General features: G+C 46.3%; 14 protein-coding genes. 4 read left to right on the top strand and 10 right to left on the bottom strand.

Annotated elements, in window-relative coordinates; all coding sequences use genetic code 11:
* The first annotated feature begins 21 nt into the window (after nucleotides 1-21).
* Nucleotides 22-1,077 (top strand): NAD(P)/FAD-dependent oxidoreductase, encoded by a 1,056-nt coding sequence (locus tag AC5JBY_RS27655; RefSeq protein WP_495907917.1) that lies wholly within the window; start codon nucleotides 22-24, stop codon nucleotides 1,075-1,077.
* 109 nt (nucleotides 1,078-1,186) lie between these two features.
* Nucleotides 1,187-1,627 carry a hypothetical protein gene (locus AC5JBY_RS27660; protein WP_495907918.1) on the top strand — a complete coding sequence of 147 codons (441 nt, stop codon included), beginning with the start codon at nucleotides 1,187-1,189 and terminating at the stop codon, nucleotides 1,625-1,627.
* Here AC5JBY_RS27660 and AC5JBY_RS27665 read toward each other — a convergent pair whose 3' ends face one another.
* From AC5JBY_RS27665 to AC5JBY_RS27705, 9 genes are all read right to left on the bottom strand, one after another.
* The gene (locus tag AC5JBY_RS27665) at nucleotides 1,628-2,701 is read right to left on the bottom strand and encodes a hypothetical protein (RefSeq protein WP_495907919.1); all 1,074 of its coding nucleotides are present in this window, start codon (nucleotides 2,699-2,701) and stop codon (nucleotides 1,628-1,630) included.
* Complete coding sequence (locus AC5JBY_RS27670; RefSeq protein ID WP_495907920.1) at nucleotides 2,698-4,311, bottom strand: flavin monoamine oxidase family protein; 1,614 nt, start codon at nucleotides 4,309-4,311, stop codon at nucleotides 2,698-2,700. The genes AC5JBY_RS27665 and AC5JBY_RS27670 overlap by 4 nt, the downstream gene beginning before the upstream one ends.
* Before the next feature lie 3 nt (nucleotides 4,312-4,314).
* Nucleotides 4,315-5,817 carry a polyamine aminopropyltransferase gene (locus tag AC5JBY_RS27675; protein ID WP_495907921.1) on the bottom strand — a complete coding sequence of 501 codons (1,503 nt, stop codon included), beginning with the start codon at nucleotides 5,815-5,817 and terminating at the stop codon, nucleotides 4,315-4,317.
* A gap of 18 nt (nucleotides 5,818-5,835) precedes the next feature.
* Nucleotides 5,836-6,039: a DUF350 domain-containing protein gene (locus AC5JBY_RS27680; RefSeq protein WP_495907922.1), complete on the bottom strand. Its 204-nt coding sequence runs from the start codon at nucleotides 6,037-6,039 to the stop codon at nucleotides 5,836-5,838.
* A 17-nt stretch (nucleotides 6,040-6,056) separates the two neighbouring features.
* Nucleotides 6,057-6,215: a hypothetical protein gene (locus tag AC5JBY_RS27685; protein WP_495907923.1), complete on the bottom strand. Its 159-nt coding sequence runs from the start codon at nucleotides 6,213-6,215 to the stop codon at nucleotides 6,057-6,059.
* Nucleotides 6,212-8,116, bottom strand: coding sequence for a hypothetical protein (locus tag AC5JBY_RS27690; RefSeq protein WP_495907924.1), 1,905 nt, complete (start codon nucleotides 8,114-8,116; stop codon nucleotides 6,212-6,214). The genes AC5JBY_RS27685 and AC5JBY_RS27690 overlap by 4 nt, the downstream gene beginning before the upstream one ends.
* A gap of 12 nt (nucleotides 8,117-8,128) precedes the next feature.
* Nucleotides 8,129-8,482, bottom strand: coding sequence for an S-adenosylmethionine decarboxylase family protein (locus tag AC5JBY_RS27695; protein ID WP_495907925.1), 354 nt, complete (start codon nucleotides 8,480-8,482; stop codon nucleotides 8,129-8,131).
* A 181-nt stretch (nucleotides 8,483-8,663) separates the two neighbouring features.
* On the bottom strand, nucleotides 8,664-9,467 hold the full coding sequence (locus AC5JBY_RS27700; protein WP_495907926.1) for a zinc-dependent peptidase: 804 nt from the start codon (nucleotides 9,465-9,467) through the stop codon (nucleotides 8,664-8,666).
* Between the two features lie 218 nt (nucleotides 9,468-9,685).
* On the bottom strand, nucleotides 9,686-10,525 hold the full coding sequence (locus tag AC5JBY_RS27705; protein WP_495907927.1) for a zinc-dependent peptidase: 840 nt from the start codon (nucleotides 10,523-10,525) through the stop codon (nucleotides 9,686-9,688).
* 223 nt (nucleotides 10,526-10,748) lie between these two features.
* Here AC5JBY_RS27705 and aspS point away from each other — a divergent pair, with 223 nt between their 5' ends.
* Complete coding sequence (aspS, locus tag AC5JBY_RS27710; protein WP_495907928.1) at nucleotides 10,749-12,578, top strand: aspartate--tRNA ligase; 1,830 nt, start codon at nucleotides 10,749-10,751, stop codon at nucleotides 12,576-12,578.
* Between the two features lie 135 nt (nucleotides 12,579-12,713).
* Here aspS and AC5JBY_RS27715 read toward each other — a convergent pair whose 3' ends face one another.
* Complete coding sequence (locus AC5JBY_RS27715) at nucleotides 12,714-13,373, bottom strand: response regulator (RefSeq protein WP_495907929.1); 660 nt, start codon at nucleotides 13,371-13,373, stop codon at nucleotides 12,714-12,716.
* An 890-nt stretch (nucleotides 13,374-14,263) separates the two neighbouring features.
* Here AC5JBY_RS27715 and AC5JBY_RS27720 point away from each other — a divergent pair.
* Nucleotides 14,264-14,638: a hypothetical protein gene (locus tag AC5JBY_RS27720; RefSeq protein WP_495907930.1), complete on the top strand. Its 375-nt coding sequence runs from the start codon at nucleotides 14,264-14,266 to the stop codon at nucleotides 14,636-14,638.
* Nucleotides 14,639-14,765: the final 127 nt, after the last annotated feature.

The following is a 14,765-nucleotide window of genomic DNA, read 5'->3' on the forward strand; positions in this document are numbered from 1 at the left end:
TGACCGGCTTATTTTTGCAGCATGCATATCGACTTCCTCATCGTAGGCCAGGGCATTTGTGGCACCTTCTTAAGCTGGTACCTGCAACAGGCCGGCTTTTCTTTCCTGGTCATCGATCAGCCTCAATCCAATACAGCTTCCAAAGTAGCGGCCGGCATCATCAACCCGGTCACCGGCAGGCGTATTGTGAAAACATGGCTCATCGACGAGGTCATGCCGTTTGCACACAAGGCTTATTCGGAACTGGGCCAGGCACTCAACATCACGGCTTTTGAGCAAAAGAGCATCGTCGACTTTTTTGCCACACCGCAAATGAGAGATGCTTTTGCCAAACGGTATGCAGAAGATACACAATACCTGTCGCTGTCGGAAGATCATCATAGCTGGCTGCCTTTATTCAATTACGATTTTGGCTATGGAGAGATCGATCCGTGCTACCTCATCAGGCTACAGGATATTTTACCGGCTTACCGTACCCATTTGGAGCAGCAACAATTATTGCGCGAAGAATTATTTGAGATAGATCACCTGCAGGTAACGCCTGAGGGTATTACTTACAAAGACATCACCGCTTCCCGCATCATCTTCAGTGATGGTATTGCCACCGCTCAAAACCCTTACTTCAGGAACCTGCCTTTTGCCCCCAACAAAGGCGAAGCTGTTTGGGTGGAGATCAACGACCTGCCAGCGACGCACATTTTCAAAAAGGGCTTCAACCTGGTGCCGTGGAAGGACAACATCTTCTGGCTGGGCTCTACCTACCTGTGGGAGTTCGACAACGACCTCCCAACGCCCGGTTTCCGGCAGTTTGCCCACAACTGGTTGTTGCAAACCGTTAAGCTGCCTTTCAACATCATCGACCACAAAGCTGCTGTGCGGCCCGCTACCCTTGAGCGTCGTCCCTTTGTAGGGTTTCATCCCCAGCACCCCGCCATAGGTATCTTCAATGGCATGGGCACCAAAGGCTGTTCGCTGGCCCCCTGGTTTGCCCATCAGTGGGTACAATCGCTCAAAGGGGAAGGAACTTTATCCCCGGAGGCAGACGTGAAGCGCTTCCAGCGCGTGCTGGCGAGATAATCCATTCACTAACAATCGGTAACCAATCACTCATTTTGGGCGGTCAACTATTGGGTGGGTTTTATATTTTTGCACCGTTCACCATCCTCAGTCATTAAAACTTATTGCCGTGTCTCAGGAGTCTAAGGAGCTGTATGTAGTTCCCGCTAAGTTTCGCAAAATGGAAAACCTGCACATTCTTTTCTGGCTTGTAAAAGACCTGTGCTGGTGCCTCTTGTTCAAACCGCTGGGTATGATCATGATCGCCCCTACCCTCCTGGTAGCCATTTGGATCACCTGGAAGAACAGGCATATCGTTGCCGAACTGGCCCACAATGCTGCCATTGCCATCTGGATCATGGCCAACTCGATGTGGATGGTAGCCGAGTTCTATGCGGTAGATGAAAAAGTAAAACCCTATTGTATTATCCCCTTCTCGTTAGGTATTCTGATATTGCTATACTATTATCTCATTTATGCCCCCATGCAGCGCCGGAAAGAAAATGCTTCGACGACTTTAGAGGTGACACCGGCGCAGCAGGAAGTAGTTGTGGTGGCGAAGGAAGCATAATCATTGATTCCGATAAGGGATATGCCCTTTGGAAACCTTCCATATATACCCATCGATGAGGTAATGCGTGATCTGCGGAAGCGCCAGTAAAGGTACCAGCAACACCAATATATCCTTATCAGGATTGAATGCGATCGACTGGAAAATACTGAACACAGTATCATGCTCCTTCCACACCCACGCATCCCAGAAGCCTTCTTCCACATAAGCCAATAGCATCATACTCAATACAAACAATACGGCGCCGTACTCGGTAAACAATTGCTTCACCAGCTTGCCATAGGACTTGTTGCCAGCTTGTGTGCTTTTCTTTCGTCCGTATATCCAGATCAACGCCATATAAGGAACGCCGTGTGATACTACATTAAGCAGTGTAAAAGCCATATCACCATTAAAGTATACGATGCCGAAAAACCAGGAGAGAAAAGTGCCGGCTATTACAAGGTTGCGCGGCCAGTTGAAGAACTTTTCCTTATAAACAAACACGATTTCTTTTACTATATACACAGCAATTACCAACAGGTAAACAACAACGGCAACAGCTGCAACAGGTGCTGCCTGGAAGTAAAAGAAATCGCCGTCCACAAACCAATGAAAGTTGCGGGGCGCATGCAGATGCCAGTATAATAACGGATAAATAGTAGCATAATAAACAGCCACCTGATCGATGCGGTAATACCATTTATTGTGAGGCTCTTTGCGCGAGTAGATACGCATAAAACCATACTGTTGCCGCACAAAGTGAAACACAGCGAGATAAGCAAGTACCCGCCAGAAAAGCATCGCATCGATATAATACAACAATACTGCTACAACAAAACCCGCCAGCGGAATACCGATCAATACATTCTTCTGTTCACGAAAAGTGTCTTTATCAAAATACGTGCGGTACAATGTGCTATACACATGAGCCACATCGATAAACACCACCAGTATCACCCAGGCAGCTGTAGGGATGCCCGATGAAGCGGTAAATAAACCGGGGAAAAGGAAAACGATCAGCAGGGAAATAAACGGTGGCGACAGTATAAAGATGCTGTCCAGCTTCAACGAATATATCCATGGTTGTTTCATGCGCTCCGTGTTTTCAATATAGCCTCTGCGGCCTGCAGGCCCTGGTAAAACCCTTCTTCAAAAATAGAGATGCCCGCAAGATCGGTATGCGCAAAAAAGATAACGTCATTAACAGGCTTGTTCAACAACCTTCTTGCTTCACCATGAATAAAACCTTTCACCGGCCTGATCATGCCATGGCCCCATACCATAACGTCGATATTCGTTACGGCAGCGGCGATGTTCTCATGCACTTTACGCAGGTCGTTCAAAATAATATCCACCCATTGCTCATGCTGCATGGCCGCAGCCTCCCGCCGCGCAGTGACCACATCCCCCTGCGTAAGCGGCAAATAATACGTAAGCACTTTCACCGGCTCACGTTGCTTTATGGATTGATGCGTAGCCACCACATAACCCAGCGATTCACTATTATACAGTACATTGTCCCAGCTCAATGCTTCCCCTCTCCGCTCTTTCAGTTGCTGCACAGTGATATTGGCCACCATCCAAGGCGCATAAGAAAATTGTTGTACCAGCTGTTGCCTGTTGAGCTCAGGCGCCAGCATGCGCTGCGCTACAAACTGAGGTATGGCTACAACACACTGCTTTGCATGGATAGCTTGCAATTGTCCCGTGGCCACATCCATATACAACACGTCTACGCCTCCGTCAGTTGGCCGTATACTGGTAACGAGACTATTGAGCTTTATCTTATCGCGGTAATCTTTTTGTAATTGCTCCACCAGCCAGCCGTTGCCCTGCGGCCAGGTCAATACATCCTGGTGTTCGGCATTAGCCCCCTTTCCTTTGCGGGCTGCAAAATAATGAATGCCAGCCCAGGCGGCCGTTTCATCATAGCGCGTACCAAAATCATCGCGACAGCAGTAATTACAATACCAGTGCAGGTATTCGGAAGTATATCCCTGTTGCACTAACCACTCCTTCATGGTAATGGTATCCAGCTGCGTGTATTGCTCATCAGCAGAAGAGTGATTCACCGGAATGGCAAATGTCTCCTTGCCATCCTGCCCCTTTTCGTAGCGCAGCTGTTGCATGTGATCGAGAAAACGTTGTACCTGTTTCAATTCTTCAGCGGGTACACCATTTCTCGGCACCAGGCCTTCCTGCCAGGAGCCATTGATGTACAAGCGCTCCTCCGGATCAAAACACAAATGATATTCGTTGTAAACAGGTAGCCCTTCATTATTATAACCAGTGACCACATTACATTCCTGCAGAAAGGATAAATAATCTTTGAGATCGTTATTAGGAATAGGCACGTAATGAGCACCCCAGGGATAACGGCTTACGTTATTTTCACCGGCGGCAGCATTGCCCCCTGCATGCTCTTCAAGGTCCAGCACCAGGAAGTCCTGCACGCCCTGTTTATATAAATGACGGGCTGCCGAAAGACCGCTGACACCAGCGCCCACAATCACCACTTCGGCCTGTGTAGTGCTTTGCGGAGCCCCTTGTATCTTCTTATCGCGCAACAGGTGTCCCACCTTTGCAGACGCACCAACAATACGGCCGGGAATTTTGTGCTGCCCCGTCGTTTGACATTGCGATAGCAGGAACCCTGTTCCAGTTAAAGCAGCTACCTGTTGTATGAAGTTTCGGCGTTGCATAAATTATTCCAGGTAAGTACTCCACTCCTCTTCGAAATAGTCTACCAGCGCCTGGTTATTAAGTTTATTCACAGCAAGCGGCTTCGTGGTGCGCATGTCTTGCGGAAACACAAACATCTGCTGTGCCGTAGCAGCATTGATAAATCGCAGCCCGGGCACATAAGCCGTAGGCGCATGATACACGCTATCCTTCATAGCCAGTATATAACCCCACTCTCCAAAAGAAGGTACGAGATTGTGATAAGGTGCTGTATGAAAGCCTACCGAGCGGATGGTTTCATCGATGCACCAGAAAGAGCGCGGTGCCACGTAAGGAGAGGTAGATTGCACCACCGCCATTCCCTCCGGCTTCAACGCCTGGTACAGCAGCTTATAAAAAGTATTAGAGTATAATTTGCCAATCGAGAAATTAGAAGGGTCTGGGAAATCAACCACCACAAAATCAAACTGCCGCCTGTTATCCCGCAACCAGGAGAAAGCATCCCCATTGATCACATGCACCCGGCTATCGAGCAAAGAACGCTGGTTAAGACTCACCAGCATGGAGTTGGAAGTAAACAACTTTGTCATGGCAGCATCGAGGTCAACCAGCGTGATCGAATCCACCGAGCTGTATTTAAGTATTTCACGAATGGCCAGCCCGTCACCACCGCCCAGCACCAATACCTGCTTAGGCGATCGTACGGCCTGCAGGCCGGGATGCACCAGCGCTTCATGATAGCGGTACTCATCGGCCGAACTGAACTGCAGGTTGCCATTCAGAAATAAGCGCGTTTCCTTTTTATTGCGGGTAAGAACAATACGTTGATAAGGAGAAGAAGTAGCAAACACAACGCGGTCATTATACACCAGCGTTTCGGAATAACTAAGTATCCTGTCGGACAACACAAAGGCCACCAGTTCCGCCAGAATGAGGACAATGGCCATCGCCCGTAACACACCGGGCCTTTTGATCTCCTTGCTGAATTTGATCGCCAGGAATAAACCCACGGCAATATTGAGCATACCGAAGAACAAGGAGGTACGCATCAAACCAAGGTAAGGCACCAATAACAGCGGAAACAGCAACGATGCGAGCAATGCACCGATATAATCAAAAGTAAACACTCGGGATACCAACTCTTTAAACTCCACCTTATCCTTCAATATCCGCATAAGGATAGGTATCTCAAGTCCCACACCAGCGCCAGTTAAAAATACCAGCACATACAATACAATACGGAAAGAAGCGGACAGCGGAAATACGATAAACAACAACATGGCGCTGAAACCACCGATCAACCCCACCAGTAATTCAATTTGAATGAACCAACGCAACAGGTTCCGGTTGAAATAACGCGAAAGAAAAGAACCCACCCCCATGGAGAAAAGATACACACCGATGATCGTGGAGAACTGCGTAACAGAATCACCCAGCAGGTAACTGGCGAGGGTACCAGCAACCAACTCATAAATCAATCCACAGGTGGCAATAACAAAAACCGCCAGCAACAACAGCAACTGCATACAAAGTAATTACCCGGATTAGTGAATAGCCGACGCCACAATAAGAGCAATGGCCAGCATAAAGAAGCCCGCCACGATGGCAAGCGCGATATTCTGCTTTTCAACGATCTCTTTCCAGAGATTATGTTTGGGAGTCAGCTTCTCAATGATCACAAAAGAGATCACGAGCACAGCGATCCCAAGAAACGAATAAAGCAGCGAGTTTACGAGTGCTGTTTGCATATAGATAAATTAAATAGTTATTTATGATAGCCGGGACCGCTGGAACTCCACGCTTGTTGAGAACCAAATGAAAATATACGCCAGCCGGTATAATTGGCATACGTCATACCTCCTGCCAGCAGCAGGGCCAGGATATAATACCATCCAAGCCTTTTTACATTGGGATTATTGATCATTCGTCATTGGTTGAATAAGGTGAAAAAGCACTGTTCTCCCATCGGATCTTTTCACGGTTGCGCGCATACAGGAATGCACCCAAGCCAGGAATAATAGCCATCAGAACGAAAATAAAAAAGTTGCGCCACATGGCTACGTCATACTTCGCCTCGATAGTATAGTAAGCAGGCGAATTACCCACAGGCTTCGTAGCCATGATCTCCATGAAGTAAGTACCCTTCGGCAGGTATTGTATAAACTCATCCGTTTCGGTACTGCCTTCCGACCATGACTCCCCACCTTCATAACCACTATAATACTCTACGCCTTCTTCAATAGTATATTCCGTTCCATTATCAGCATTGACGAGCGTGATGTTGGCTTCAAACCAGTTGTTGACAACAGGCGCCTGCAACGTCACCAGCAGGTTTGCCCGGGATTTGTCCAGCTTGAACTTAGGTGTAACAACCTTGTGGCTGGTCAATGTATCTTCCAGGTACCAGGTATTTTCGTACACCACTTTATTTTGCAGAAAAACATTACCGATCAGGAACACAAATAGAAAGATAAGCACCACGCCAATCACCGACACCCGCAGAAAAGCAGGATTTACAACACCCCTTACCGGTTGTATAGCGCCAATCCCCGATCGATAAGGCAACGAAACCTCCTGACCAAAAGCCGCATACAATTCATTACAGTCGATATGCTCTCCATGATACCAGCAAAGGCCATTGGGATGCAACTCGCGCGCCCACAGTTCAGGCGGGCAGATGAACTCCCGGCAACCTATATTATCATGCTCGAACACATCGCCCGGAAACTCGCCATAGGCATCGGAAATATTAAAATGATAACCATTGTACAACTGGAATTCATCCGTACCATAGACCAACCAATCACTCTGCGACTTCCTCATCACCGGCGCCACCGCCGTTTCCCGCAGAAATGTCCAATGCCCGTTATATTCAGAAAGAAAAGCATAACCCCGTACAGGATTAAACAAAGTATATTCCCTCCACGACCAGCCATGCGCGTCTTGCTTCACCGCAAAACCGATCATTTCATATTCTATCCCTTTCAGCACGCCCTTCGTGTATAAAGGGATCGCCGGATTTTTATCGTGCTTCATCCGCCGGCGAAACTTCACCCGCCCCTCTACATAAGATAAGGCTGCTCCGCAATGCTTACAATTCCATGATTGTGATAGCGGAAAGGACTTTAACTCGCCGGGCTTATTACAATGCGTACAAGTATATGTTTTAGTAACCTTACCTATCTGTAATTGACGCAGCTGTTGAAAGTTGAAGTCTTCAAACGCCACGTAATGAATACGGAAGTTGAGGTAAACCTGATTCTCCAGGTTCAGCAGTTCAATCCTATCGCCACCTTCGCTGGCTATTTCCAGGCTGGTAAACTCACCATTCCAATCGAATACCCAGGTCTCGCCTTCTACCTCTATACTTTTACACTTGCTTTTGCGCTCCAGTATGTACCACTTATTATCGATCGACTCCAGAGAACCTTCACCAATGCCCAGCCCGGAAACTTTGAAGTAAGGCATCTTGGGATCAGGTGGTATCTTTTCATAAACAGCCAGCTGTCCATAACAATCTACCAGCGTATGCAGTGTGCCATCCTCAAAATAAATACTCCAGTTGTTGGCATAATCCTCTTCAAACAAACAACGCACCCGTCCGATAACAGTGAATTTCTTTCCGCTCCATACACCTGTAGTGCCGATCTGGATAGGCGTAAACGTATCCTGCGCCTTCACCATTAGCGGCTTTTCCTTCAACACGCCATCATCCCATCGCTGCAGCCGGTTGCCACATTGATGACATACGATCAAATTGGTATCGCGCGAACGAAAAGTAAGTACCGATGAACAGGAGGGGCAGGTATGAAGGGTTAATGACATGGGGCCGTACTGTTATCGTTTTATTTGTTGACAGGAAATAATACCCGCGCCGAAAAACGCTACCAGCTCATCAAACAGCTGCCGCCCCGTATCATCATTGTAACGTTGGTAGTTGGACAAATAAATGTCCAGGTTCACCCGCTCATATTCCGGCCAGGTGTGCAGGGAAATATGCGATTCACTCAGGCAGATCACCGCCGTAAAACCACCGGGCTCAAAATCATGGTACACCTCTCCCAGCTTGCTGAGGCCGTGCTTTACTACCTGTGTATCCAGTAATGCTTTTACAGCTGCGGATCTTTCAAGCAGGTGCTTTTGAGAAGAGGATATCTCTGCAATGATGTGTAAGCCAGGTTGATAATTCATGTTGGGTGATTCCGCTGAGAAAGGATAAATCTATAGAGAAAAACGATAGTGGCAAAATGAAAGGCATGTTTGTCACCCTGAGCTTGTCGAAGGGTCCAAAGCAAAGAGGTGACACCCGGAAGGTATCACCTCTTATATAAAACATCTGTAAAACCAAAAACAAAAAAAGTCAGTTCTATTATTAAGCTGCAATCTTATTGGCAGTATTCACGATCACAGAAGGATCCTGGCGCAGCAAATGCGTCATCGCCTTGTACAGCTCCGGCAACTCATGACGCAAGCGAATAGGATTCTCGAAAAATACCTCTACACTCACCGCCCAGAATTCATGATAATTGCTGCCGGCATATTCACCCAGAATATTCTTGGCGCCCTGTTGCATCGATTCGAAAATAGGACGCGCCACTTTAGAGAAGTTCTTGAACTCTTTTTTGAAGTGCTTATCCTCTTCGGTCTTGGTCACAAAGTTTACCCACGCCAATGCATGACCCATTTCATGCAAACCAACATTACAGTTGGTAGATTCACCTTTGATTCCTTTCAGGAAATTATCCCAGGATAAATAAATACCACTCAGGTCTACATGCCCCTGGAACGGACGGGAATAAAAACCGTAATGATAATCATCCTTGATTACAAAAATATCCCTGAAGTAATTCAATGAATACTTCTCCAATCCAAAAGTGAGCTGTATAGCAGCAGCACTGATAAGAATAGGCATTTCAGCACTCTCACTCACCTCTATATAATGGAAGCGTTTGGCCTTGCGGAACAAATAAGTGCGGAACAGGAATTTACGTTGTTCTTCCAGGTTCAACCTGTTGTAATAACGGAAGTAACGCGAAATGATAGAATGATAAAACGTTTCTTGTGCGAGGAACGATTTGTACTGACGTTTAACGTTAAGGCGGTTGATCCACTCACCCACCGGATTATGGAGAATGAGGATGCTTGTAACCACCAGGAAAATGATCAAAATTTCCATAAGGGTCCATTTTTTCTTTCTGTGAATAGGTACGCGAGCCACGGATTGGTTTCACAAAGTCTGGATTAGAAAAAACGGTCTTTCGGGAGATAGATTTGATAGATAATTGGGGAGATCAGATCGTGATCTGACTATAAACCGGTTACAAAATAGAAACAATAGTTCATAAATGAAAGCCCTTCCGCCAAATTTTATGGATATATTATAACACGCTGATGCTAAACATTTTCTACCGGACTTAGGAGAACATTACCAGTTAGAATATCCTGATTTAACAATACACACATAGCTGCATATAATTCAGGCAATTGTATCTTGAAAGAGGTAGGACGCTCGAAGAAATTCTCTACACACACGGCCCAAAATTCCTCGTAGCGCGTAGCAGCATAACGCCCCAGGAATCCACCCGTGTGATCGAATTGCATATCCTCGAAAACAGCACGGCCGGTTTCCGAAAAGCGAATGAACCTGTCATGAAAACCATCATCACGGCCATTGCTCACATTGAAGTTTACATACGCCAGCGCATGAGCCATCTCGTGAAGCCCTACATTATCACCATCCTGGTAATTATCGTAACCCTTCAGGAAATTACTCCACGACAAGTAAATACCATCATGCGTCACATGTCCCTGAAAAGGAACACTGTTGAAACCATAATGATAATCATGGTGCATCACATATATCTTTTCAAAATGCTCCATTAAGTAATGCTCCAATCCGAAAGTAAGTTGCACGGCAGTAGCACTGATGAGCAGCGCCATGCGCTCTTCAGCAACGAGTTCTACATATTCAAACTGCTTGGTAGTCATGAACACCACGGTGCGGCGCACGAACCTCTCCTGTTCGGCAGGAGGCAGATTGCGGTAGTAAGGCAGGTATTGCAAAAGGATAGCATGATAGTCAGGCTGGCGGTCTTCAAAAACACCTTTAGCCTTATGGGAATAAAAAAGAAGGCGCAGACGCTGAAATACGCCCGGAAACACCAGGCTGACCAGCATCAACGCTATAAAAAGCCCAAAAACCCAGAAAGAAATATAACCAATGTCCTGCTGCATGCCCCGTTAAAATAATCATTTCCGGTCACCCCGGTCAGCAGCGCAAGGATGCCTGTTTTCTGTTACCTTTGCCGCTCACTGTTCAAAAGTGACCAATTGAAATTTGAATATTGAATATTAACCGTTTACAGATGTCTCACCGGCATCCCGGTCCGGCAGAAAGTAAACAACGTTTCATTTCAGTATTCATTGTAACCAGCAAAAACATTAAATAAAAAATAGGATGTACAGAACGCATACCTGTGGCGAACTGCGGTTAGCACAGGCCGGTCAGGAAGTAACCCTCGCCGGTTGGATACAGACGGTCAGGAAATTCGGCAGCATCACCTTCGCTGATCTGCGCGACCGGTACGGCATTACCCAACTGTTATTTGCGGAAGAGCTGAATCCCCTGCTGGATCAACAGCCGCTGGGACGTGAATTCGTAGTACAAGTTATGGGACAGGTAACAGAACGCACCAATAAAAACCCCAACCTGCCAACCGGTGATGTAGAGATCAAGGTAAAGTCATTCACCATCCTCAATAAATCAGTAACACCGCCCTTCACTATACAGGACGAAACGGACGGAGGCGATGACCTGCGCATGAAATTCAGGTACCTCGACCTGCGCCGCAACGCGGTAAAAAAGAACCTGGAACTGCGCTATGCAGTAAACAGGGCAGCCAGGAACTACCTCCATGAACAAAACTTCATGGACCTGGAAACACCCTTCCTCATCAAGAGTACGCCCGAAGGCGCCCGCGACTTCGTGGTACCCTCTCGCATGAATCCCGGTCAGTTCTACGCACTGCCCCAATCACCCCAAACCTTCAAGCAACTCCTGATGGTGAGCGGTTACGACCGTTACTACCAGGTAGTAAAATGCTTCCGCGATGAGGACCTGCGTGCAGACCGCCAACCGGAGTTCACGCAGATCGACTGCGAAATGAGCTTCGTGGAGCAGGAAGATATCCTCAACATGTTTGAAGGCATGATCAAGCATATCTTCAAAACTGTTAAGAACATCGACTATACAGAGACAGTACAACGGATGACCTGGGAAGACGCCATGTGGCAATATGGCAATGACAAACCCGATATCCGCTTCGGCATGTCACTGCTGAACATCAAATCAGCCTTCTCCAAAGAACATGAGGCACGGGCAAAGAAAGAACTGATTGCCGGTGTCGACTTCAAAGTATTCAACGATGCAGAGACGGTAGTAGCTATCGCTGTTCCCGGCTGTGCAGAATATACCCGCAAGCAAACAGATGAGCTGACCGACTGGGTAAAACGCCCGCAGATCGGTATGCAGGGATTGGTATTCATCAAATGCAATGCAGACGGCACCTATAAAAGTAGCGTAGACAAGTTCTTTACCGAAGACAAACTGAAAGCCATTGCCGATGCTGCCGGCGCCAAAGCAGGCGACCTGGTATTGATACTGGCAGGGCTGGAAGAACGTACACGTAAAGCAATGAGTGAGCTGCGCCTCGAAATGGGCGAAAGACTGGGATTGCGCAGGAAAGATGAGTTTAAATTACTGTGGGTACTCGATTTCCCGCTGTTTGAATACGCCGAAGAAGACAACCGCTGGGTAGCCCGTCACCATCCGTTCACAGCACCCAAGCCCGATCAGATAGCTACCATGATCGATAACAACCCCGTTATCGAGAATGCAGCAGAATACTTAAAGCATCCTTACGCCAATATCAAGGCCAACGCCTACGACATGGTATTGAACGGTAATGAAATTGGTGGTGGTTCCATCCGTATCTTCCAACGCGACCTGCAGGAAAAGATGTTTGCCGCACTGGGCATGAGCAAAGAAGAAGCCCTGCACAAGTTCGGATTCCTGCTCGGCGCCTTTGAATACGGAGCGCCTCCACATGGCGGCATTGCATTCGGTTTCGACCGCCTGTGTGCTATCCTCGGTGGCAGCGAAAGCATTCGTGACTTCATCGCATTCCCCAAGAACAATAGCGGGCGCGATGTAATGCTCGATGCACCATCGTCTATCGACAATAAACAACTGGACGAATTACAGATCAGGTTGAACTTGAAAGCCTGAACGGTTTAGGCGGGAGAAGGGGTTATTAGAAACAGATAAGAAGACTTACAACATACAAGGTACAAGAGCAGGTAACACTCCTTGTACCTTTTTCTTTTGAGCAATAAGAATAGAAAAGTAAATAGTATCTATAGTTTAGTCGATTAGTTTGTTGCGCATTCCATACATGATCAGGCCGGCGATTGTTTTAGCACCTACTTTGGACTTCATGTTCTGACGGATCGTCTCTACAGTCCGGGGGCTCAGAAATATCTCTTTGGAAATCTCTTCAGTCGTCTTGTCTTCGGCCAGCAGTTTCAAAATACGGACTTCTTTCTCTGAGAACTTAACGGGGTTGGGGTAAAACTGCCTCACCTGTTTCTTGGTTTGCAGCTTCGATAAAACAGCTTTGTTTACCAGGTCGTTGAAATAAAAGTCATCATTCATGCACGTCAGAATGGCCTGGTAGATCTCTTCAGGGTCTGATGTTTTGGTGAGATAGGCATTAGCACCCATTTCCATCATCTTGGTGATCATTTCCTGATCGTCGTACATGGTAAGCACAATGATCTTTACATCACTATACTCTTTGCGGAGAATACCGATGGCATTTACTCCATCCATTTCAGGCATCCGGATATCCATTAGCAGCACGTCGGGCTTCTTCAATTGCATTTTGTGCATCAGGTCTTTGCCATCTTCGGCTTCCCAAAGGATTCTCAGGTACTCCTTACCTTTCAGAGCCATTCTAATACCATCACGGAAGATTTTGTGGTCATCCGCGAGCGAAACTTTGATTACCAGTTCAGCACTCATAGTTGTAGGCGGGTTTGGCTTATTAACGGGTTATTAGGCTACATAAATATTTGGATTATGGTACACAACTCCAATTGCCAGGGGGTTATCCGTTGCAAACTCACGAGGCGACCCTGTACAGGCAATTTCGTGTAAAAAAATTACCTGATCGACACAACAATAGTTAGTTGATTTTTATCAATCGGAGTTTTTCGAACCGGGGATATTGAACTTCTACGTTCAGCCCTGTAAATACTGAACGCATAAAAACGAGCAAAAGTGCTCTTGACCTATATAAAGTATCCGGTTATTTTTGTTTTGAAGTTGATTGGTGGAAGGATAGGCAACCTCTCATATCCAATGTCCTGAGTTACCGTCCAGAAAAAATTTCCAATTTATCTTATGTAAAACCAGTCAAATCCAATATCAGTCAACTTCTTCTTTCTTTTGTTCGTTGAACCTACCTCGCCGTTTGTTGAAGCTTACCCTCAGTCGGTCACCATGTCAAGTGCCACTTTCCGGAAATATACCATTAAAAGCCGGGGAGAGAAAAACAGCACAATATTTGTAGCTTATCCAACGAGATAGTCCCGTTTTTAAAATCCACTTACCACTAAGTATTTATACTTATCCACATTTCACCCCGCTTTGTTAATAACCTTACTCAATTCGTAACTCTACTTACCCAAAGCGCGCATTCTACGTTAGTAAAAATACTGTGTTATTCTCGCGATTTTACTCGTTTTTGTCTCGTACACTTACTACCCGAATCCTCGCAAATCCACTACAGCATTGAATTGCAGGCAATTTAATCCATTTTAACCATCCATGCTACCCGTTGTCCACCTTTTTTTTTTGGAGGTTTTTTGGTGCTCCAAACTACTATTCTAAACCTCTAAAAACTTACTACTATGATGCAAAATGAACTCATCACCAAGCGTCCTATGGCTGAAATCGGTGAGGAAGTTGGCTATCAACTGGGAACTGAATTTATCTCTAACTACCGGAATGCCAATCCAAATGAGACCCTCTCTTACGTAATTGGCAAGAACATTATCGAAAAGATCCTGGCTCAACCCGGCTGTGAAGGCATTCACTTCTACAATGCAATCAACGAGTACGGTAAAAAGACCCTGGTTTACGTAGGTATCGACAAAGACGGCAAGAACATTTTCGAATACACAGCCGTAAATAACGAAGGTAATATTACGAACGAAGGTGGTATCGTTGGCGACAGAACTGACGGCGACGGCGAATCTTGGTGGAAATGGATCTTCGGCTGGTAAAAAAGTCTTTTTTCCTGATTACTTGACTATTAAGCAAATGCCGTTTATATTTGAGAAACTTTAAAAGGCATTGTTACTTAAAATATTAAGTGGCTTTTCGGGAATCTTACCCATAGTTTTTTTTCTT

It is taken from the genome of Paraflavitalea sp., assembly GCF_059502485.1.

Coding starts and splice junctions, on each gene's coding strand:
- AC5JBY_RS27720 (WP_495907930.1), top strand. CDS start 14,264: ATGATGCAAAATGAACTCATCACCAAGCGTCCTATGGCTGAAATCGGT.
- AC5JBY_RS27685 (WP_495907923.1), bottom strand. CDS start 6,215: ATGATCAATAATCCCAATGTAAAAAGGCTTGGATGGTATTATATCCTG.
- AC5JBY_RS27715 (WP_495907929.1), bottom strand. CDS start 13,373: ATGAGTGCTGAACTGGTAATCAAAGTTTCGCTCGCGGATGACCACAAA.
- AC5JBY_RS27670 (WP_495907920.1), bottom strand. CDS start 4,311: ATGCAACGCCGAAACTTCATACAACAGGTAGCTGCTTTAACTGGAACA.
- AC5JBY_RS27705 (WP_495907927.1), bottom strand. CDS start 10,525: ATGCAGCAGGACATTGGTTATATTTCTTTCTGGGTTTTTGGGCTTTTT.
- AC5JBY_RS27695 (WP_495907925.1), bottom strand. CDS start 8,482: ATGAATTATCAACCTGGCTTACACATCATTGCAGAGATATCCTCTTCT.
- AC5JBY_RS27665 (WP_495907919.1), bottom strand. CDS start 2,701: ATGAAACAACCATGGATATATTCGTTGAAGCTGGACAGCATCTTTATA.
- AC5JBY_RS27675 (WP_495907921.1), bottom strand. CDS start 5,817: ATGCAGTTGCTGTTGTTGCTGGCGGTTTTTGTTATTGCCACCTGTGGA.
- aspS (WP_495907928.1), top strand. CDS start 10,749: ATGTACAGAACGCATACCTGTGGCGAACTGCGGTTAGCACAGGCCGGT.
- AC5JBY_RS27680 (WP_495907922.1), bottom strand. CDS start 6,039: ATGCAAACAGCACTCGTAAACTCGCTGCTTTATTCGTTTCTTGGGATC.
- AC5JBY_RS27690 (WP_495907924.1), bottom strand. CDS start 8,116: ATGTCATTAACCCTTCATACCTGCCCCTCCTGTTCATCGGTACTTACT.
- AC5JBY_RS27700 (WP_495907926.1), bottom strand. CDS start 9,467: ATGGAAATTTTGATCATTTTCCTGGTGGTTACAAGCATCCTCATTCTC.
- AC5JBY_RS27655 (WP_495907917.1), top strand. CDS start 22: ATGCATATCGACTTCCTCATCGTAGGCCAGGGCATTTGTGGCACCTTC.